Below are 21,157 nucleotides of genomic sequence, written 5' to 3'. Positions count from 1 at the left end.
TTTCTAGGCGTTTAATTCATTCCATACAAGTGCGGATGCCCCGTAAATGGCGGCATTCGTGGGTAGTGACGATCGAAGTATTTTTACTTTTTGCTTGAATACATACAACATATTGGCTTCCATTTGTTCCTGCGTGGTCTTGAACAACCATTCACCGGCGTTTGCCACGCCGCCTTGCAGGAATATGGCTTCCGGGCTGATTATGGCAACCAGATTTGCCAATGCTTTGCCCAATTGTTCTCCGGTGATTTTGAACGCTTCAAGAGCGATGGGATCTCCTTTTTGAGCGGCATCGTATACTTTCTTTGCCGTGATTTCCGTGTAAGGAATGTCCCGGAGTGTGCTGGGGGTATTTTCAAGAGCGAGCAACTCGCAAGCCGTGCGTTTGATTCCGGTAGCGGATGCGTAGGTTTCCAAACATCCCCGACGACCGCAATTACAGTACCTGTCACCGCCGCACACGAGCGTATGTCCTACTTCACCGGCCAGACCGTCGTGCCCGTAAACGAGTTTTCCGTTCACCACGATTCCACTACCCAGTCCGGTTCCCAGCGTGATAATCACGAAATCTTTCATGCCTTTCGCCCCGCCGTACACCATTTCCCCGATAGCTGCGGCTTTCGCGTCATTCGTGATAAAGGAGGGTACATTGAATTGTCTTACAAGCAATTCAACCATGGGAATCGTGCCTTTCCATGATAGATTGGCCGCGTTCTCGATCGTACCGTTGAAATAATTACCATTCGGGGCACCGACACCGATGCCGACCAGTTTAACGTCCAGTTTGGAGAGTTCTTTTTTTACCGCTTTATGTAAGTCCAGAACGAAATCTTGTGGAGTATTGTATGCCGTGGTGGATAAAGATCCGTCTGCCAGACAATTCCCATTTTTATCAATGATTCCGAAAGCGATGTTGGTACCGCCAATGTCAATACCTAAAGAGACAGTAGTTTGCATAAATAATATATAAATTTGACAACAACATGATTTGCATTTTTAACGCGGTTAAAGGTAATAAAAAAATAAGAGACCGATGGGGCGATCTCTTATTTAATTACTAACTACTAACCTAAACATACAAACTTATGAAAAAAAACTGTGTCTTCTATCTGTTTTCTACATTACAAAGATAGGGGGTATTCTATGATTTAATAGTTAATAGTTCGTTAATCTTTTGTGTATATAGATTTAAATCTGATAAACGAAATGCAATAAAAACACGATCAAATTTAGAGTTTCAAATAGAAATCTTTTGTTAATCGAGCGTAACTCTCGTGATAAACGTGACGTTCAGTTTCTAGTGTAATTGTTTCATTTACAATATCTTTTTGTCGCTTGGAAATTTCCATGAGCTTACGCTTCGGGGGCTTGTTCGGGGTTGGGCAAATTGTTGTAAATTTGTTAATAAACCATTTGTGCGATTGCGCTAGTGTTATAAAATGCTCCGCTTCGGGAATCGGTAAGATGATACAAATTTTTCCTTCCGGGGATAGTAGTTTTTCGGAAACATTTAATATGTCCTCGTGCGAGAGGGTCGAGCAATGGCGTGCCATTGTTTTACTTCGTTCCGGGCTTTGGGTGGAGTTGATAAAGAATGGCGGGTTGCACGTGATGATATCATACAGGTAATCCTGTTTGAAATCTTGTACCCGTCCTTGGAAAACTTGAATTTTCTCTTTCCACGGGCAATCTTGCACGTTTTCTTTTGCTTGCTTGCAGGCGGCAGGATTGATTTCTATGGCGTCTATTTGTAATTCCGGGTTTCGTTGAGCTGCCATGATAGCTATAAGTCCTGTCCCGGTCCCGATGTCCAGCAAACGGTGTGTGTCGGTTAAGTCTGCCCACGCTCCTAAAAGAACACCGTCTGTGCCGACTTTCATCGCGCATCTGTCTTGACGGATCGTGAACTGTTTAAATTGGAAGTAATCGTTTGCCATAATTAGTTGCCTTTGCAAGGCTTAAAGTTTATAAGGTTCATAAACTTTATGAACCTTATAAACTTTATAAACTATTTTTCTTCTTCTTTCTTCTCCTCTTCTTCTTCGAGGTTTAGCATGTTTTTATCCAATAGTAAGTTGTACCATTGAATCATTTTGCGCATGTCTGACACGTAAACCCGGTCTGCATCATATTCCGGAACGACGGATTCAATGTAATTCGTGATAACATTGGAGGCTTCCTTGTGATTGATTGTCGGCTTGCCTTCTTCTTTTTTGTAGATTCGTTTGAATACTTCTTTTAAAGGCATGTCTTCATCTTCCGTGTATATGGAAATATCTTCAAGAGAAATAATTTTCGCGTTAGAATAAGCAGGAAAGCGTTTTCCGTCAAGTAATGATTCTACGATTAAAGCATTCGATGTATTGCTAATTAATTTGTATAATCCCGGTTTTCCTGAGATGGATAAAATTTCTTTCAACATATTGCTTTCTTTTTGTGTTTAAATGAGGGACAAAAATACGAATCAATGTTTAAAACTAAAAACAATGAATTGTTTATTTTTTCGCACTCTCGTGCAACGTTTGGATAAAAAAGTGCATCTTGCTTGTGAAAAAGGATAATAAACGTGACTAATGGACGAAGCGTGGGTGATAGAGGAATGCCGGAAAGGTAATCCGAAAGCACAAAAGTCTCTGTATGAATATTTCGCTCCCAGAATGATGGGCGTGTGTATCCGTTATGCCGGGAATCGGGATGCGGCAGGAGATTTATTGCAGGATGGCTTCGTGAAGGTTTTCACGCGATTGAATGAATATATGGCGGTTGGTAGTTTCGAGGGGTGGATGCGGAAAATATTTATCAATTGCGCATTGGAGAGGATTCGTAAGGAGAGGATTTTTTCCAGAGTAGTAGAAGGGGAGATTGATGTGGAGGATACGATACCTTCGGTATTAGAGACGTTGACGGAAATGGAGATGTTGCAAATGATCCGGTTATTGCCCGAGGGCTATCGTACGGTGTTTAATTTATTTGCAATCGAAGGATTCTCGCATAAGGAAATCGGGGAGATGCTTCATATCACGGAAGGTACTTCCCGGTCACAATATGCCAGAGCCCGACAGTGTTTACAGGAAATGATCAGAAAGATGTATTGATTATGGATAAAAGAGAGCGATTTGACGATATTTTCCGGGAGCGGTTATACGATTTGAAGTATAACCCGACGGAAGCCGCTTGGGAAGGGATTGCCGCCCGTCTTCCACGTCGTCGTTTTGTCCATAAGCGGGTGTACCGGGTGGTTGCCGTGGCGGCGGTTTTATTGCTTGTGGTTAGCGGGAGCATTTTATATTTGTGGCACGAGGGTGAAGATAATTTTTCTCCCGTTACCGTGTTACAAAACGAGAAAATGAGTCCCGTACCATTAATCACGAGCGAGAAGAAGATTGTATTAGTCGCGGAGGCTGCTGGAATAGGGGAATTGAAGCCGGTGTCTTGCAAGGAAAGTGTATCGCGGGAATTTGTACAAGCATGTAGTCGGATAAATAGAAACTTGGTGGCTTTGCAACACGAGGGAGAATCCGCGATGATATTAGCCGATTGTGATGTTACTCCTTCGATAAAGAAGAAGGCACGTAAATGGCGAATTGGAGTGGGAAGCGGCAATTTAGGATTGGCAGGCGTTTCTTTGAATAATGTAGATAATATAGCTCCGTCGCAAGATTTGGGAAACAATACGGATCCAGAAGATAACGATAGACAGCCATTGTCTAGGGCAACATCAACACCCCGCTATGAACCGGAAAAGTCGACTCGGGTAAAACATTTAATGCCTGTATCCATAGGTCTTTCTGTGTCTTATCCGTTAAATGAACGTTGGAGTTTTCAAACTGGATTGACATACACGTATTTACGTTCAAAATGGAAACATGAATCAAGTAGTCGGGTTGTTCAAAAACAATCGCTGCATTTTATCGGGATACCTGTTTCGGTAAATTATAGACTCACGAATTGGTTACGTCCATATTGTTATTTCAATGCCGGAGTATTGGCAGAGGTAAATGTCGCAGGGCGACTTAAAAACTCGTATGGACATGAAGATATACGTGTGCCGGGAATATTGTGGACAACATATACACGCGTGGGAATTGCTTATCCGCTGATCCGTTTTGTTTCGATCTACGCAGAGGGTGGAATGTGTTATTATTTTAATTACAGGGGAACAATTGAAACCGTTCGTTCCGAGAATGCATTCAATTTTACGGGACAACTGGGGTTGCGGTTAAACTTTTAAACACGAGAATATGAAACGATTAAAAAGTTATATGACAGGTGCTTGGAAATGGTTGCTTTCCTCTTTGTGGGTTGTATTTGGATTTACGGCTTGTGAAGAAGAATATGAAGCATCTATGTATGGTTCTCCTCATGCCACTTTTGTTATTAAGGGAAAAGTTGAAAATAGTGCTAAACAGGGCTTGCCTAGAGTTCAAATTGTTATACCTTTGTATGAGGTTCGTGATACAGTGGAAGGTGTGCCCGTGAAAAAGGAGTATGGCGATACGTTATATACAGACCAAAGAGGACAATTTTTTTGGGAACGTGTAGATTACCCGGGAGGGAAGGATTTTGAATTACGATTTTACGATATATACCCGCGGGAAGGTTGTGATGCGTGTCAAGCAGATACTTTAAAGGTTAGTTTCTCTCGGGATGAACTGATAAAGGGTGAAGATGATGACAATTCATGGTATTTCGGACGTGCCGATAAAAATATAACCGTTGTGCTGGAAGAAAAACGGGATGAATGATAATATTAAAAGTAAGGAAAATGAAACGCTTAAAAAGTTATTTAGATAAAAGTTGGAGTGGGCTGCTCTCTTCTTTATTGGCAGTATTAGGATTTTCCGGTTGTGGAGGTTCTGCCGATTCACCGGAGGATATACCTCTTATGTATGGAACCCCGACAGCTTCCTTCTCTATTAAAGGTAAAGTACAGAATTCTGCCGGGCATGCATTGCCGGGTGTCCGGGTTGTTATTCCTAAGGTGGAATTCTATCAGGTTGCCACGGAGAGTTTTATCCCGGACTACCCGATAATCACGGAAGAAAGACGTGATACCTTGTATACCGACGAGGAAGGGCGTTTCGGGCGTAGGTTTTATGATTTCCCGACGGATACAGTGCGGTATGAATTACAATTTTACGATGTGAACCCGCTGGCGGGAGTGCCTGCCTGCGAGCCGGATACGTTAAAAGTAACTTTTACACGTGACGAGTTACAGCGGGATAAGAATGATAACGAGTGGAACCGGGGAAATGTAGTGAAAGAGATTACCGTAACCTTGAAAGAGAAGGCAGATGAGTAATAAACCGGGTTTACGGCAACGTTTAGGATTAGAGGCTTTTAGGGCTAAGCGGCAACAGCAGAAGGAATCGCACGAGCTGCGTACTTTATTTTGGGAATGTACGTTGCGTTGTAATGTTGCCTGTCGGCATTGCGGGAGTGATTGCCGTGCATGCGTCGAACAGGCGGATATGCCGAAAGAAGATTTTTTACGGGTGATAGATTCTATTACTCCACACGTGGATACGCACCGTGTGTTTATTATATTCACGGGCGGGGAACCTTTGATGCGAAAAGATCTGGAGATTTGCGGACGTGAATTGTATCGGCGGGAGTATCCTTGGGGAATTGTGACGAATGGTTTGCATCTTTCCCGTCAGCGTCTGGATTCTTTATTGCAAGCCGGAATGCATTCAATCACCGTCAGTCTTGATGGATTTGAAGATGCTCACAACTGGCTCCGTTGTCACCCGCTAAGTTTTCAACGGGCGACCGAGGCGATTCGGATGCTTACCGGGGAGGAGGAGATTATTTGGGATGTCGTGACTTGCGTGAATCAAAATAATATAGAGCAGTTGCCTGCTTTTCGTGATTTTCTTATCGGGATAGGGGTGAGGCGTTGGCGTATATTCACGATATTTCCGGTTGGACGAGCCGCAGAAGTTCCTGAATTACAATTATCCGACAAGCAATTTACCGGGTTGCTGGATTTTATTGTATCTACCCGTCAAGAAGGCAAAATACAACTGAATTTCGCTTGTGAAGGTTTTCTGGGAAGATATGAAATGAAAGCCCGCGACTATTTCTATCATTGCAACGCGGGTATCTCCGTTGCTTCTGTCCGAGTGGACGGTTCTATTTCCGGATGTCCCAGCATCCGGGCAAATTATAATCAAGGTAATATTTATCGAGATGATTTCATGCAAGTATGGAATGAACGCTTTGTTCCTTTCCGTGACAGGGAATGGGCTCGTCAAGGAGAATGTGCCGATTGTTCCATGTTCCGCTATTGCGAGGGAAACGGGATGCACCTGCACGACGAGGCAGGCAGGCTTCTCGTGTGCCATTACAGGAGAATTGAATAAAATTCATTTTCAACTTTCAATTCTCCATTTTCAATTGTTTTACATTCCCCGTTGTTTCTTGATTTTCTCGTATGCCTCGTTGATGGCCATAAATTTTTTCTCGGCTGCTTTGCGGATGTCTTCTCCCATGTACCCGACTTTATCCGGGTGGTTCTCTCTTGCCATTTGCCGATAGGCTTTTTTCACCTCTTCATCCGTGGCGGAAGGTGTTATGCCCAGCACTTGATAAGCCGAATCCGAATCATCGTAATACATGGCTTTGATAGACTGATACGTGGTCGTGTCTATGCCCAGAAGATCGGATATCCTATCCAGTAAGGCTATTTCGCGGTTGCATACATTACCGTCTGCTTTTGCCAGCCCGAACAGGAAATACAGTAATTGTGTACGCGAGTAGATATTCATGTTCGCGCGTATTTGCATGGCGACTTGATCTACAGCGATCTCCTTGTTTAATAAATCCTTGATGATTGACACGGCTTCCCGTTCGCCTTCCGCGCCGAAGTTATCACGGAAGAATCGTTTGACGTATTCCAGTTCGCCTTTTGTCACTTTCCCGTCCGCTTTCATGAGGCCTGTTGCCAGCACGACGAGGCTGAAAAGAAAATCACCTCTGCCCGTCGGACCGGACGCGGGGTTTTGTGATTGCTGTTGATTCGTGATCACGGTTGCGGTATCAAATGTCGATCCAATGAAGAAACCGAACAACGCTCCTATGGGGCCTCCCATTGCGAATCCTAATCCCGCTCCTATCCATTTTCCGTATTTTGCCATAATATATTATTGTTTTTTATTCGGGTTGTTTAGTTGTTGAATGATATCGTGTATTTGTTTTACGATCCGATCGTCGTCATTGTTGTAAATGACAAAATCCGATTTTGGCAATTTCTCGCTGTCGGGCATTTGGTTGTTGATACGTTCCATCACTTTCTCCCGGCTGGTAGAGTCCCTTGCGACAACTCGCCGGATGCGGGTTTCCATATCCGTTGAGATCAAAATAATGTAATCGAAAAGAGATTCAAGCTTGGATTCGAAGAGGATTGCCGATTCGAAAAATACCAGTTTGCTCTTTTGTACCGAGCACCAGTCGCGGAAATCTTGGGTTACAACCGGATGAACAACGCGGTTCACTTCCGTGATGGCACGCTTGTCGTTGAAGATGATAGAAGCAAGTTGTTGTTTATTCAATCCGCCCTCGGGCAAATAGATATTCTCCCCGAAACGTTGTATCAAGGCTTGCCGGATATCTTGATTCCGGTTCATGAGCGAAGAGGCTCTCCGGTCGCTGATGTACACGGGATATCCCAAGATTTCGATTATCTTTGCGATAGTGGATTTGCCGCTACCGATACCCCCTGTCAATCCGATTTTAAGCATGGTTTTATTTTTTCTTTTCGATTAAATATTCAACCGATTCGGGCATGAGCACGAGAGATTTGATATGCGCGGGTTGCTTGTCCACGCTGATTTTAAGGGCTGCCGGGTTGCTTGCAATCTGGTCGTAATCCACCGAGAACGAGAAACTGGTATCCGATACTGATTCGTAACGGCTGAGCCCGATATCAAACGTGAAATCTATATTCTGGGGAAACAGGCGAATCAATAGCGAATCCGGTAAATTTTTCACTTTTATCGTTGCCTTTTTCTTGGCTTCAGTGAAACGCTCCACTTCTACTTTCACTTTTGCGCCGCTCTCCGAGATTTGTGTTCCGGGAATTTCTTCGAAGGAAACACTTTTAGTCACCTCTTTGGATAAGTCCTTTAGTTTTAATGGCGTGGTGTACACTCCTTTCAAGGTATCAAGAATCGTGGCAGGTCCGCTGATATCCACGTGATCGGGTGTCACGGAAATGTCGTTTTTCAACATGTACTGTCTTTTGAGCGTGTAATCGACTCGCGGGATGACAGGGACTTTCTTGCTTCCGAATTGCGAGAACTGGAACGTGATGGTTTCCGGTTTTATATTAATTAATTTGATATCGGAATTGAGTTGTGCGCTGATTCGCTCTTTAATATCAACCGTGCTGATCGTGTATTCCAGCATATCTTTGCGCTCAAGGAGCGAACTCACGTTGATTGCGATGGGTAAAAAAGAGGTACCGATGCTGTAACGCAACAGCGTGAAACCGTGCGCCCTGATTTCTAATGTCATGTTCTTGGGAGGCTCCGAAACGAGTAGTTTACCCTTGGGGAGATCCGTGTATCTTATCGGGTAAGTGAGTTCCGTGGTGTACTCTTTATTCAGCGTGTTGAGAAACCATAGAACCGTGGCAATAATAAGGCAAACCCCATAAGTGATCACGTTGCGTTTTATATGCAGATCGTGATGGGATTTAAAGAAATTGACAATCTTGTCTATGATGCCGCTCATCTGGAATATCGTTTATAAAATTGACAAGTTCATAAAGTTCATAATCTCGTTACTTTAGAGACTTTATGAACCTTATGAACTTTATAAACTATTTAGCCGCGGGAACGTCTGTCATGTCTTTCACGACAGCTTCCTTGCTTACTTTTAATCTGGCTTGACTTTCAACCTCAATGATCACAGTGAAATCGTTGATCTCCACGATTTTCCCGAAGATGCCCCCGGTCGTCATGATTTTGTCGCCTTTCTTTAGTTCATCCCGGTATTTTTTCAATTCCTTTTGTCTTTTCATCTGGGGTCTGATCATGAAGAACCAGAAAACAACCACGATAAGAATAAGGAAAATGAATTGCATGCTTGCGCCACCGCCCTGAGTAGCTGTCTCTTGTAATGTCAGCATAAAAATTGTGTTCATAAATCTACTTTTTTATTGAGTTTTTATATTTGCAATTATTTTTAGTTCCACTACTTTTTCCGGAACGTTTGCAAAGATATTAATTACTTTGTATTGTTTACCATATCTGCCCGAAGAGTTGAATTCAACTTCAATTTTTCCTTCTCCGCCGGGGGGGATTGGTTTTTTGTCGTACTTCGGAATCGTGCAACCGCAACTGCTTTCCACGTTCAGGATCACGAGACTTTTTTTACCCGTGTTTTTGAAATGAAACGTGTGTGTCACGATCTCACCTTCCGCCATATCCCCGAAATTGAAAGATTTATCTTTTATTTCAAATTTTGCCGTGGCGGTAGAGTCGTTTACCGCGGTTCGTGTGCTTGCCGGACTCTCGTTTTGTTGTTTGTCTTTTACTTTCCCCTCGCAGGAGCAGAGCAAGAGCGCGATGCCCGAAAACACATAAAATATTCTTTTCAGCATATTTTTCATTTTGCCAACGAAAGTACGATATAATTTTAAAAAATGAGGTGCTTCATCGAATAATTTTTATCCCGGATATTTTTCATCGTTTCGATACCTATATCGAGATGCTCCCGGACAAAGTTTTGCGTGACCGCCTTGTCCGACTCCGTGGTTTTTATGCCGTCCGAAATCATGGGACTGTCCGAAATCAGCAGTAATGCTCCCGTCGGGATGCGATTGGCAAATCCCACTGTAAAGATCGTGGCTGTTTCCATGTCTATCCCTAGAGCTCTGGTTCCCACGAGATACTCTTTGAAGTGCTCGTCAAATTCCCATACCCGTCGGTTCGTGGTGTAAATAACTCCCGTGTAATATTGCTTGCCGTGCCTCGTGATCGCTTTCGAGCAGGCTTTCTGGATGCTGAAGGCGGGAAGTGACGGTATTTCCCGCGGCAGATAATCATCCGAGGTACCTTCGCCCTTGATCGCCGCGATGGGGAGAACGTAATCTCCCACGTGGTGTTTGGTTTTTAATCCCCCGCATTTCCCGAGGAATAGAACGGCTTCCGGTTCGATAGCCGTGAGCAGGTCTAACACGGTGGCGGCGTTAGGACTCCCCATGCCGAAATTGATCATGGTAATCCCGTCGCACGATACGTTGGGCATATTTTTGTCTTCACCCAAGATCGGGGCGTTGTATTTTTCCGCGAACAGTTCAAGGTAATAATCGAAATTCGTGAGCAGAATGTGCTTCGAGAAGTCCTTTAACGGACGTCCCGTGTAACGTGGTAACCAATCGTCTACAATATCTTTCTTTGTTTTCATCAAACTTTTAGTTTTTGCCTTTTAGTTTTTACCTTTTATCTTTACTTTTGTTGCCTTAAAAGTAAGATTTTATTACCGAATGACAAAGAAAATACCGGCTGAAAATTCTCGGGCAGGCATAGAGGATTTGAAAGAAATTCGAATTGAAGATTATACTTATGATCTTCCGGAGGGGCGTATCGCCAAGTTTCCCTTGGAGCGACGCGAGGCTTCGAAATTGTTGATATACGAGGACGGGGAGATTGGCGAAAGGCATTTTTATGATGTACCCGCGATGCTGGAACCGGACATGATGCTGGTATTCAATAACACGAAAGTGATTTATGCCCGTGTGCTTTTTCAAAAAACGACGGGTGCCGTCATCGAGGTTTTTTGCCTCGAACCCCATTCGCCTGCCGATTACGTGCAGAGTTTCGCTTCTTACGGGCGATGCGAGTGGAAATGCATGGTCGGGAATCTGAAAAAATGGAAAGAGGGGACGATATATTGCCATTATCAAGTGAACGGGGTTGATTGCCGGTTGGCTGCCACGCTAAAATCACGGGAAGAGAATGACGTGATTGTCGAGTTCACGTGGGATGCTTCGCTTAGTTTTAGCGAGGTGCTGGAGTGTTGCGGGCGTATACCTATTCCCCCTTATTTGAACCGGGACTCTGGGGAGGATGATAAAATCCGTTACCAGACGGTTTATTCCAAGAACGAGGGGTCGGTTGCTGCCCCGACAGCCGGGTTGCATTTTAGTGTCCCAGTATTGGATGCTTTGCGGGAGAAAGGAGTCGCGATAGAAGAGTTGACACTGCACGTGGGAGCCGGGACTTTCCGCCCGGTGAAAAGCGAAACTATCGGCGGGCATGATATGCACACGGAACATATATCCGTGCGCCGGGAAGTCATATTGCGTTTGTACCATCACCCGGAAAAGATTGTCGCGGTGGGAACAACTTCCGTGCGGACACTGGAAAGCCTTTACTGGATGGGGGTAAAGCGGTTGACGGGAGTCGATGATTTCAATTCTTTGGAACAATGGGAAGCCTATTCTTTGCCGGCATCTTATAGTGTACGGGAAGCCATGGGAGCGTTGTTGACGTGGTTTGACGAGCACGACACGGAATTATTGAAAGCGAAGACCACGATTATTATCGTGCCCGGTTATACTTATCGGGTGATCTCGGCGATGTTTACTAATTTCCACCAACCGCAAAGTACCCTGTTGTTGCTCGTTGCGGCGGCTATCGGTGAGGATTGGCGGAAAGTGTACGACTACGCGTTAGCGCGTGATTTCCGTTTCTTGAGTTACGGGGACAGCAGTTTTTTGAAAGTACGGACAACTAAAAGCGTGGAATAAAATGAAAAGTTTGAACCTTCCTTCTTTTGATTACAAGGTGAAGAAGCAGAACGGACAGATTTGGATATTCGATATTATCCGAAAGCGTTACGTTGTGCTGACCCCGGAGGAATGGGTAAGACAACATTTTATTCATTTTCTGGTAGCGTGTAAGCATTACCCCGCTCAATTGATCGCCGTGGAGAAGGAAATACAAGTATGCGGGATGAAGCGCCGCTTTGACGTGGTGTGTTACGATCGTCAAGCCAATCCCTATCTTATCGTGGAGTGCAAAGCTCCTTCCGTGGCATTATCACAGGTCGTTTTCGATCAAGTTTTTCAATATAATTTATCTATTGCAGCCCGTTTCGTCGCTATAACAAACGGTTGTGAGCATTTCTGCGGTGAGGTTGCCCGGGAAAACGGCTTTCGGATCGTTCCGGAGATTCCTGATTTCGGGGTGTAGACAATTATTGTTTTGACAGAACATGCCCACGGCATTATAAATGAAATGCCGTGAGTATGTAACATGTCCTTTTTTGTACGAAATTGCAACCAACTTGGAGGCGAACTCTACTGTTTTTCAATAGAAAGGCTGCATGCCATCCCCATGTCATTAAACCAACGATTAATGACAGTCAAATATAGATAATTTTTGCGAGAATCCTACAAAACAGCCTATTATTATTTTATATTGGTAATCAAATACTCGCGTACTTACAACATTATTATTATCTTTTAGCAACAAGCGACAAATTGATAATTATTAATCGTTCGTTTAAAGCGATTTTTGAACTATTCTTACACTGTTATTAGTGTGTTCCCCACGTGTTCAGTTATTTTGTAATAATTATTAATGATACTACAAGTGTTTGGGTTGATATCAAATCTTTTGTAATTCTCGTGGAAGTATCATGATTTTTCAGTTGCAATAGGAGTTTCATGGAAGTATGATAGGAGTATGATAGAAGTATCTCCCAGTGAACTATAAAAGAAACGATTCGAATATAGCTGCGATGCAACTGATTATCTTATATATATGGTAGGATTATAAACTCCCCTCCCCTCTTCGTGGGAGGGGAGGGGGAAAGGGAAAATGTTTTTTATATCCTACTTTAATTCTTTCGTGTCGTTTTTGAAATAATTGTCCAGTAATCGGAAGGCAGCGGCGAAAGAACTTTCTTCATTGCTTAATACTTTTTCTTCAGCCAGTTTGATTTGTTCTTTTTGGCTTTGGTAGAAACGGTTTCTTAATTGCTCGTCTATGGTTTCGTACATCCAATATTTGGCTTGTTCGCTGCGTCGCGTGTCGAAATACTTGTTTTGTTGGGTAGCGCTACAGTATTGAAGTATGTTTTCCCATATTTCCTTGATTCCGGTTTTCTCGTAAGCGGAACAGGTCATCACCTTGGGTTCCACTCCCGATTCGTGGGGAGGGAACAGGTGTAGGGCGTTTTGTAATTGCACTTTTGCCAACTCGGCACGGGTGATGTTGTTACCGTCTGCCTTATTGATAATGATGCTGTCCGCCATTTCCATGATACCTCTTTTGATGCCTTGCAATTCATCTCCGGCCCCGGCGATTTGTACCAGCAGAAAGAAATCGACCATGGAATGAACGGCTGTTTCGCTCTGACCGACTCCCACGGTTTCAATCAGTATAATATCGAATCCGGCAGCCTCGCACAGAAGCATGGCTTCTCGGGTTTTGCGGGCAACCCCGCCTAATGACCCTGCTGAGGGGGAAGGGCGGATATAAGCACGAGGGTCGCATGCCAATTCTTCCATGCGGGTTTTGTCACCTAGTATACTTCCTTTCGAACGTTCGCTGCTGGGGTCGATGGCAAGTACTGCGATTTTGTGTCCTTCGTTGGTGAGGAATTTACCGAAAGCCTCGATAAAGGTACTTTTCCCCGCACCGGGAACCCCCGTGATGCCGATACGCACGGATTTGCCCGTGTTCGGGAGGCAGCGGTTAATGACATCTTGTGCCATTGCCTGATGATCTACGCGGGCACTTTCCACGAGGGTGATCGCTTGGCTTAATATGTTGATATCCCCTTTTTGGATACCGGAAAGGTAATCATCCACGGATAAGACTTTTTTCTTTAGATGTTTCAATCTTTCCGCGATTGCTGGGTTCACCGGGTCCGGTTGTTCTATTCCCTTGTTGACGGCTAATCCTTCATAGCACGCTTCATTTTCAGGATGTTCTATATCTTGTTGCATATCGTTTTTGATTTTATCCTTGACAAAGATAGAGTTAATGTTGAGAAGTTACAAGCAAAAATGTGGATATGGTTTGATGTTTTCGTGAGAGATGATATTTTATTTTTGCACGGGGGAAAAACACGAGATGCTGAAGTATGAAAATGACATATTGTGACGGAGTAATAGTTTTTTCTTATATTTGTGATATTATTAATTGGTGTGTACTATGCACGAGAAGAATTATTTGCAGGAATTGAATCAGCGGGAAGATAAGGGCTGGAGGGCTTTTTATTCCGATTATTATGTGGCGTTATGTTCTTATGCCAATAGATTTTTGCGTATCCCTTCCGATGCCGAGGATGTAGTTCAAGAAACATGTGTCAAAATTTGGGAATCTGACAATAAATTCGCGACCATGAAAGAATTTACATGGTACGTGTATAAGTCCGTGTACACGAATGCAATGTGTCATTTGCGGACAAAGAACCTTCACCGGAAGTTGCTGCAAAATTTGGAGCAGGAAGAGGTTGTTATGCCTGAGGCGGATTTTATATTGACTATTCGGGAAGAGTTGATTCGGCAATTGCACGTGTATATAGAGGAGTTACCTAAAGAGGCGCAGAAGATTCTGAAGCTAAGTTTGGAAGGTATGTCCGGTAACGAGATTGCGGAAAAATTGAATATTAGCGTGCACACGGTGAAATCGCAGAAGAATAGAAGTTTTAAATATTTGCGGGAAAGATTGTCGCAATCTTATTATATATCATTGCTTTACGCTATTTTGTTCGAATCTTATTTTTAGAATAATCAAAAAATGTCACTTTTTTTTGCGTACCAAATTCGTTTCCATGCATTATATAGACAAAATGTGAAATACAGGTATGTATGGAAAATGAATTTAGTTATATTATTGAACTGTTTAGGAAATCGTATGGCGGGATTTTAACCCCGGGGGAACGGGAGGAGTTGGAACGGTTGTTGGAAAACGAGCAATTGCGACATGTTTGGGAAGAACTCGAACGGGGTGATTTGGCACGGGAAAGTGTGAGGAACGGGGATTTGTTTTCTTGTCAACGGGGATTTTCGGAGTTCAAACGTCTTCGAAAAGTACGCAAATACAGGAAATTACGACAATATGTAGCTATAGGAGTCTCGGCGGCAGCCATTCTTCTCGCGGTAAATATGGTGTTCACGTGGTTGCCTTCTTTGAAGAAGAATGTAAAACAGAATTTGTTCGCCACGGTTCCGGATATATTTCCCGAGAGGAATAAGGCTTATTTGCTTTTGGGTTCCGGGGATACGGTGCGTGTGACGGGTGATAAAAAAGTATTTCAAGATAAGAACGGGGCACAGATCAAGTATGATAACGGTGCTTTGGCTTATTCTGCCGGGGAGGAGCCGGAAGAGGCCGTGTACAATACGCTGATGGTTCCCGTGGGAGGGGAGAGTATGGTGACGCTTGCGGATGGTTCTAAAGTGTGGTTGAATGCAGATACAAGGTTGAGATACCCGACTCATTTCACGGGGGACGAGCGGAGAGTGGAGCTGGAGGGAGAGGCCTATTTTGAGGTGAAACCGGGGAGCAGTCCTTTTATCGTTCACACGAGCGAGGGGGATGTCCGGGTGTTGGGGACTTCTTTCGGTGTTCGTTTTTTTGAAAAAGAAGGTATGTTGACCACGCTGGTATCCGGTAAGGTGTTTTACCGGGGACGGGACAGTGTTGTACTGGAACCGGGAGAACAGGTTGTTGTCACGGTAACGGGGGAGGTTCGAAAACGGGAAGTGGATGTGGACGAGTACGTGGGGTGGAAGAACGGGACGTACGTGTTTGACCGTCGTTCTTTGGAGGAGATCATGCGTGATCTGGAGCGTTGGTACGGGGTTAAGGTCGTGTTCGTGCAACCGGAATTGGGTGCGTTACCTTTCACGGGGTATATAAAACGATATGATAAGATCAATACTTTCTTGAAATTGCTGGAAAGTACGGGAGAGTTGAGTTATAAAATAGAAGGTAAGAATATAATGTTGTATAAAAAATAAAACGGAAAGGGGAGATTTCGTTTTCCTAGGACTGATCTCCTTGCTTTCCGCAATTTTATTACTAATTAAATAATTCGCAATTTATGGAAAAAAAACGTATCGAACAAACAATTCGAAAACCATTGCTATGTCGGCATCGAAAAATTTTGAATGTTATGAAGTGGAAGATTTTGTTTATATTCTTTTTCAGTGTAAAATTGTCCGCGAGTAGTTTCTCGCAAGATGTGAAAGTTACGCTGGAACTGGAGCAGGTGAGCGTAAAGGAGTTCCTGAAAACTGTTCAGCAGCAGACGGGAATAAATTTTCTTTATAATGCCAATCTGATAGAGAGTATTGACCGGGTAAACGTGTACGCGAGGGATAAGGAGTTACGGCTTGTTTTGCAGGAAACTTTGAGTCCGATGGGATTAGTGTTTGTTTTCCAAGAGGGAACGGTTATTATCAAGAAAGCGGAGGAAAAGAAGCAACCCAAGCAGAAGTTTGTGGTCGGGGTGGTTCGGGATGAAGTAAAGAATCCTCTGCCGGGTGTGACCGTGCAACTGAAAGGGTTGAACGTGGGTACAGCCACGGATGCCCGTGGGTTTTACAGGATATATTTGCTCGACACGACGCGCAGTGCGGCATTGGTGTTTTCTTTCGTGGGTATGGAAACCAAGGTGGTGCAATATAACGGGAGGGATACGATTGATGTTGTCTTGAAGGAGGATGCCAAGAATATAGATGAGGTTGTTGTCACGGGGTACCAAACGTTGAAGAAGCGTTCACAAGCGGGCTCGATCAGTACGGTGAAAGCGGAAGATTTGTTGTTGAACGGTTCGCAGACGTTGGAACAGGCGTTGCAAGGGAAGGTGCCGGGTATGATGGTGATGAATAGAAGCGGTTTGACGGGAACCCGGCAACGGGTGAGAGTGAGGGGTACTTCCACTTTGCTGGGGAATGCCGAGCCGGTATGGGTGGTGGACGGTATTATTCAGGAAGATCCCCTGCCATTTAAGTCGAATGATTTTAATAATCTGAATCAAGATAACATGGATATGATCAGGAACTTCGTGGGAGGTGCGATTTCTTGGTTGAACCCGAATGATATTGAAACGGTCACGGTGCTGAAAGATGCCGTGTCAACGGCTATTTACGGCGTGAAGGCGGCGAACGGCGTGATCGTGATTTCCACGAAGAAGGGAAAAGCGGGGCGGATGTCTGTAAGTTATACCGGTAATATGTCGGTTACTCCCCGGATGACTTATAACAGGTTGGAGTTGATGAATTCCCAAGAGCGAGTGGCGGTGTCAAGAGAGGCTTACGAGAAAGGATTGGTTTTGGCGGATGGAGGAAATTATGATATTGGCTATACCGCTTTGGCTCTCGCTTACAAGAAACAACAGATTTCGTTGGATGAGTTTACAAAGGGAGCCAAGGAATTGGAAAAGAATAACACGGATTATTTTGATATTTTGTTCCGTAATGCTTTTAGCCATAATCATACGGTGAGTATATCCGGAGGTTCGGATAAGTCAACTTATCACGCTTCTATCGGGATTAGTGATGTGAATAACACGGCGAAAGGAAATGACCAGCTTCAGTATATGGCAAATATTTCGGCTGGAACAATTATGTGGGATTGTTTGTCTGTTAATTTTGCATTAGGCGCCAGTTATGCAGAAACAAATGCTTTCGTGGGGGAAGACCCGTATTCTTATGCTAGCAAGACGAATCGGGCGATTAAATGTTATAACGAGGATGGAAGTCTTTTTTATTATAAGCATGAAGGGGATAGATTTTTATATAATATTGTGAATGAATTGGAGCAGAGTGGAAATAAGAATGCTTTGTCTACGTTTAATTCTAGTTTAGCTTTGCGATGGGCTATTATCGATGGTTTGAGTTATAATTTTTCGTTAGGTTACAGTGTTTCTAACTCTACGGGGAATTCGTGGTACACGGAGCAATCACATTATATTTCCAAATTGAGGGGTTATAATTTCGAGGAGTATGCGGAAGGTACGGATAAGTACAAGCAATCGGGATTGCCTCATGGGGGTGAGTTGAATTCGACGCAAAATAAGAATGTGAATTGGACGATGAGAAACCAGATTGATTTCACGAAAGTGTTTAACAAGGTGCATTCGGTGAGTGTTGCTGCGGGACAAGAGATGAGAAGCGTGAAACAAGATGGATTCGAAAAGAAGGAGTACGGTTATTTGCATAGCCGGGGAAAGTTGTTCGTGAATATCCCGATAACGATAAATGGGACAGCTAATAGTTTGGTAAGAAATGCCCCAAAGGTTAAGGATACGGAGGAGAATTACATGTCGTTTTACGGGACGTTGAGTTACATGTACGACAATCGTTATGCGTTGAATGCTAGTGTGAGAATGGATGCGTCGAACCGGTTCGGGCAGGATAGGAGTACCCGTTATTTACCGATTTGGTCGGTTGGTGCCAGATGGAATTTAGGTAGCGAGTATTTCTTGGAACATCAGAATTTGTTGAGTGACATGGTATTTCGTTTTTCTTATGGCTGGCAAGGAAATGTTGTCACGAGCGTAAGTCCGGATTTGATTGCTAAGATTAACGTGTCAGATTCGGACGGATATGTTTTGACGGTAGAGAATTTACCAGCTCCTGATTTGAAATGGGAGAAGGTGCAGAATTTGACATTGGGTATCGATTACAGTTTGTTTAGCAATAAAATTCATGGGAGCTTCGATTATTATAGGAAAAAAACGAAAGATATGATTGTAAACCGGGAGGTTCCTTACGTGAATGGAGTGGAGGCACGTCCAATAAATGGAGGTGAGATGACAAATTCCGGATGGGATTTGGGTGTTAGTTTTATTCCTGTTAGGACGAAGGATTTGACGGTATCGGTTGGTTTAACTACCGGTAAAGTGTATAATGAGGTGAAGTCCAAGATTGATCCCACTGGAGCTTGGGATGAGGCGGTGAGTGGAAATTTGAATCAAAAGGGATATCCTGTTTCCAGTTTTTGGGCTTTCCGTTTTGTTGGTTTGGATCCGGTGCATGGGGGACCGTTGTTTGATATGGAAGGGGCAGAGTTGGAAGATGCTTCGAGGGATGCTACTCTTTACATGGATTATGCCGGTAAAATGGAACCGGATTTTACAGCCGGATTGTCGTTGAATGTTAGTTACAAGACATTTACGTTATCAACGAGTTTTTACTTGAGTTTGGGAAATCAACAATTTTTGGCACCGATTATGACTTCCACGTATGATGGTATACCCAGTGAATACGAGAATATGTCGAAAGAATGGATAAAACGGTGGCGTCAACCGGGAGATGAGAAGAAAACAAGTGTACCTTCGTTACCAGACAAGGTGACTAGTGCAAAACAGATGACGTTTGGAGATAAGGAGTTTTATCCTTACGAAATGTATGGTTACTCGACAGCTCGCGTGGTGGATGCGTGGTTTTTGAAGTGTAGTAATATCGCTCTGTCTTACACGGTGCCAAACAAGAGGTTGCCGAGTATATTACAAAATTTGAGTGTGAATTGTTCGATTACGAATCCTTTTGAGATTGTGAGTAAGGATTTTATGGGACGAGATCCAGAAGTGGCGTTGGGAAGTCAACCTTTGTCCACAACTGTATCTTTGGGTGTTAGTGTAAGTTTCTAAATTAATAATAACGAGTATGAAAATAAGTACACTGCTGATATTGGGATTTGTCTCACTGTTTTTAAGTGGGTGTGATGGTTTTTTGGAAGAGAAGAGTCAGGATGAAGTGCGTCCTTCTACCGTGACGGATATGGAGAAAATTTTACTGGGGGACGCTTATTTTTCAAAGGCTGATGGTTTGTTATTCAATTACGGTACGGATATTTTCTCGGATGATATGATGAATAATGCCGTTATTGATAGTAAGGATCAACGAAAGAAGGATTTGGCTCCTCGTTTCCGCTGGGAAAGAGATATGTTTGACGAATCTTGTGGTTATGAAGATTTGAGTTTCTGGAAGGTTCCTTACGAGCGTATAAAAGGGTGTAATTTGGTTATTGAATATATGCCTAATATGCAGGGGGATGAGAGGAAACGGGAGCATATTATTGGTGAAGCTCACGTGTTGAGGGGGTATTATTATATGTTTTTGGTGAATTGTTTCGGGTGGGCTTATAATTACGGTGATCCGGTGGAAAATTTAGGTGTGCCATTGAAGTTGATTTCCGGGGTGACGGAAGAGTTGTTCACGCGTAATACGGTAGCGGAGGTGTACGAGCAAATAGAGAAGGACTTGTTAAAGGGGATTCAGTTGATGGAGGAAAATACTATGGAGTTTTATTTTAATCGTTTGAATGCTGCGGCGGGATACGCTTTGCTGACTAGAATGTACGTATATATGGGAGATTGGGATAACGTGGTGAGGTATGCTAATAAGGTGTTGAAAATGAGACCGGAATTATTGAATTTGAGTAAGCAACAAGTAAACCCGTGGTCTTCTTTCTCGGTTTATGTGGATGTTTGTCCCACAGAGATTTTGTGGGGAATGTCTTGGGATGCGGAGAATAGTTATAATACATGGGGAGATGTAGCACCGTATACTCCATCGAATGATTTGATCGCTGTATTCCAGCAAGATGTGGATAGAGGAGTAGTAGATATACGCGGGGATTGGAAAAATAACCTAAATGCTTATTTAAAGGGAGGGAATATGAAGGTATGGCCCTCTGGTGGAATGCGTTCAATGTGTACGTGGGTGGATAAAGGTCGTATGTCATCGTTAGCGTATAATGGTGGTATTCGTACGGGAGAGATGTATATTAGCCGCGCTGAAGCGTATTGTCAGAAGTATTTGAAATCTGGTAACACGAGCGATGCAGAGAAAGCATTGGAAGATTTGAATACTTTACGGTATAATCGTTTTTACGAGGGATATGTTGAGAAGAAAATGTCTGATTTTGCGAGTGCGGAAGAGTTGTTGAGTTTTTGTTGGAGAGAGCGTCGGAGGGAATTGTGTGGCGAAGGTAATCACCGTTGGTTTGATTTGAAACGTCAGGGAATGCCGGAAATCAAGCATGTTTTCGTGGATAATACCACAGGTGAAGGGACTACTTACACCTTAATGAAGGAGGATAAGCGTTATTTGTTGCCGATACCCCGTAAGGAGATTGATAGATGTCCTACATTGAAACAGAATCAATATTAATGAATG

At 43.5% G+C, this 21,157-nt stretch carries 21 protein-coding genes; 11 read left to right on the top strand and 10 right to left on the bottom strand.

Annotation, left to right across the window (positions count from 1 at the left end; genetic code table 11):
- Positions 1–3: 3 nt before the first annotated feature.
- The 3 genes from CS948_RS20605 to CS948_RS20595 form a co-directional block, all read right to left on the bottom strand.
- Positions 4–957, bottom strand: coding sequence for an ROK family protein (locus CS948_RS20605; protein ID WP_099294164.1), 954 nt, complete (start codon positions 955–957; stop codon positions 4–6).
- 272 nt (positions 958–1,229) lie between these two features.
- On the bottom strand, positions 1,230–1,937 hold the full coding sequence (locus tag CS948_RS20600) for a tRNA1(Val) (adenine(37)-N6)-methyltransferase (protein ID WP_099294162.1): 708 nt from the start codon (positions 1,935–1,937) through the stop codon (positions 1,230–1,232).
- Positions 1,938–2,008: 71 nt separating this feature from the next.
- Positions 2,009–2,422 carry a DUF5606 domain-containing protein gene (locus CS948_RS20595; RefSeq protein WP_099294160.1) on the bottom strand — a complete coding sequence of 138 codons (414 nt, stop codon included), beginning with the start codon at positions 2,420–2,422 and terminating at the stop codon, positions 2,009–2,011.
- A 151-nt stretch (positions 2,423–2,573) separates the two neighbouring features.
- Between CS948_RS20595 and CS948_RS20590 the strand changes: the two genes are divergently transcribed.
- From CS948_RS20590 to CS948_RS20570, 5 genes are read left to right on the top strand one after another with little or no spacing between them, the layout of a single operon-like run.
- Positions 2,574–3,095, top strand: coding sequence for an RNA polymerase sigma factor (locus CS948_RS20590; protein ID WP_099294158.1), 522 nt, complete (start codon positions 2,574–2,576; stop codon positions 3,093–3,095).
- A gap of 2 nt (positions 3,096–3,097) precedes the next feature.
- Positions 3,098–4,231 (top strand): porin family protein, encoded by a 1,134-nt coding sequence (locus CS948_RS20585; protein ID WP_099294156.1) that lies wholly within the window; start codon positions 3,098–3,100, stop codon positions 4,229–4,231.
- 10 nt (positions 4,232–4,241) lie between these two features.
- Entirely contained in the window at positions 4,242–4,745 is a 504-nt protein-coding gene (locus CS948_RS20580; RefSeq protein ID WP_099294154.1) for a radical SAM-associated putative lipoprotein, read from the top strand.
- A 20-nt stretch (positions 4,746–4,765) separates the two neighbouring features.
- Positions 4,766–5,302, top strand: a complete 537-nt coding sequence (locus CS948_RS20575) for a radical SAM-associated putative lipoprotein (RefSeq protein ID WP_176555154.1) — start codon at positions 4,766–4,768, stop codon at positions 5,300–5,302.
- Positions 5,295–6,365 (top strand): TIGR04133 family radical SAM/SPASM protein, encoded by a 1,071-nt coding sequence (locus tag CS948_RS20570; protein ID WP_099294150.1) that lies wholly within the window; start codon positions 5,295–5,297, stop codon positions 6,363–6,365. Before CS948_RS20575 ends, CS948_RS20570 begins: the two co-directional genes overlap by 8 nt.
- A gap of 39 nt (positions 6,366–6,404) precedes the next feature.
- On the opposite strand, the gene CS948_RS20565 is transcribed toward CS948_RS20570, so the two are convergent.
- From CS948_RS20565 to CS948_RS20540, 6 genes are all read right to left on the bottom strand, one after another.
- Positions 6,405–7,139 carry a TerB family tellurite resistance protein gene (locus CS948_RS20565; RefSeq protein WP_099294148.1) on the bottom strand — a complete coding sequence of 245 codons (735 nt, stop codon included), beginning with the start codon at positions 7,137–7,139 and terminating at the stop codon, positions 6,405–6,407.
- A gap of 6 nt (positions 7,140–7,145) precedes the next feature.
- Entirely contained in the window at positions 7,146–7,742 is a 597-nt protein-coding gene (gene coaE / locus CS948_RS20560; protein WP_099294146.1) for a dephospho-CoA kinase, read from the bottom strand.
- A 4-nt stretch (positions 7,743–7,746) separates the two neighbouring features.
- On the bottom strand, positions 7,747–8,736 hold the full coding sequence (locus CS948_RS20555) for a CdaR family protein (RefSeq protein WP_099294144.1): 990 nt from the start codon (positions 8,734–8,736) through the stop codon (positions 7,747–7,749).
- 88 nt (positions 8,737–8,824) lie between these two features.
- On the bottom strand, positions 8,825–9,148 hold the full coding sequence (yajC, locus tag CS948_RS20550) for a preprotein translocase subunit YajC (RefSeq protein WP_099294143.1): 324 nt from the start codon (positions 9,146–9,148) through the stop codon (positions 8,825–8,827).
- A gap of 12 nt (positions 9,149–9,160) precedes the next feature.
- Positions 9,161–9,607, bottom strand: coding sequence for a DUF1573 domain-containing protein (locus CS948_RS20545; protein ID WP_099294761.1), 447 nt, complete (start codon positions 9,605–9,607; stop codon positions 9,161–9,163).
- A gap of 35 nt (positions 9,608–9,642) precedes the next feature.
- A complete protein-coding gene (locus tag CS948_RS20540) occupies positions 9,643–10,413 on the bottom strand; it encodes an AMP nucleosidase (RefSeq protein WP_099294142.1) in 771 nt (256 codons plus the stop codon).
- 79 nt (positions 10,414–10,492) lie between these two features.
- Between CS948_RS20540 and CS948_RS20535 the strand changes: the two genes are divergently transcribed.
- Positions 10,493–11,758 (top strand): S-adenosylmethionine:tRNA ribosyltransferase-isomerase, encoded by a 1,266-nt coding sequence (locus tag CS948_RS20535; protein WP_176555153.1) that lies wholly within the window; start codon positions 10,493–10,495, stop codon positions 11,756–11,758.
- 1 nt (position 11,759) lies between these two features.
- The gene (locus CS948_RS20530) at positions 11,760–12,203 is read left to right on the top strand and encodes a type I restriction enzyme HsdR N-terminal domain-containing protein (RefSeq protein WP_099294141.1); all 444 of its coding nucleotides are present in this window, start codon (positions 11,760–11,762) and stop codon (positions 12,201–12,203) included.
- Positions 12,204–12,847: 644 nt separating this feature from the next.
- On the opposite strand, the gene meaB is transcribed toward CS948_RS20530, so the two are convergent.
- Entirely contained in the window at positions 12,848–13,954 is a 1,107-nt protein-coding gene (meaB, locus tag CS948_RS20525) for a methylmalonyl Co-A mutase-associated GTPase MeaB (protein WP_099294757.1), read from the bottom strand.
- 220 nt (positions 13,955–14,174) lie between these two features.
- On the opposite strand from meaB, the gene CS948_RS20520 reads away from it, so the two are divergent.
- From CS948_RS20520 to CS948_RS20505, 4 genes are all read left to right on the top strand, one after another.
- Positions 14,175–14,750 carry an RNA polymerase sigma factor gene (locus CS948_RS20520; RefSeq protein WP_099294140.1) on the top strand — a complete coding sequence of 192 codons (576 nt, stop codon included), beginning with the start codon at positions 14,175–14,177 and terminating at the stop codon, positions 14,748–14,750.
- An 83-nt stretch (positions 14,751–14,833) separates the two neighbouring features.
- Positions 14,834–15,988, top strand: coding sequence for a FecR family protein (locus CS948_RS20515; RefSeq protein WP_099294139.1), 1,155 nt, complete (start codon positions 14,834–14,836; stop codon positions 15,986–15,988).
- A gap of 155 nt (positions 15,989–16,143) precedes the next feature.
- A complete protein-coding gene (locus CS948_RS20510; RefSeq protein WP_176555152.1) occupies positions 16,144–19,626 on the top strand; it encodes a SusC/RagA family TonB-linked outer membrane protein in 3,483 nt (1,160 codons plus the stop codon).
- Between the two features lie 16 nt (positions 19,627–19,642).
- Entirely contained in the window at positions 19,643–21,151 is a 1,509-nt protein-coding gene (locus CS948_RS20505; RefSeq protein ID WP_099294137.1) for a RagB/SusD family nutrient uptake outer membrane protein, read from the top strand.
- The last annotated feature ends 6 nt before the right edge of the window (positions 21,152–21,157 follow it).

The organism is Butyricimonas sp. Marseille-P3923, from assembly GCF_900184685.1.
In the GTDB taxonomy this organism is placed as follows: domain Bacteria; phylum Bacteroidota; class Bacteroidia; order Bacteroidales; family Marinifilaceae; genus Butyricimonas; species Butyricimonas muris.
Note: the sequence above shows the minus strand (reverse complement) of the source record. Positions and strands in the feature narration are given on the sequence as shown.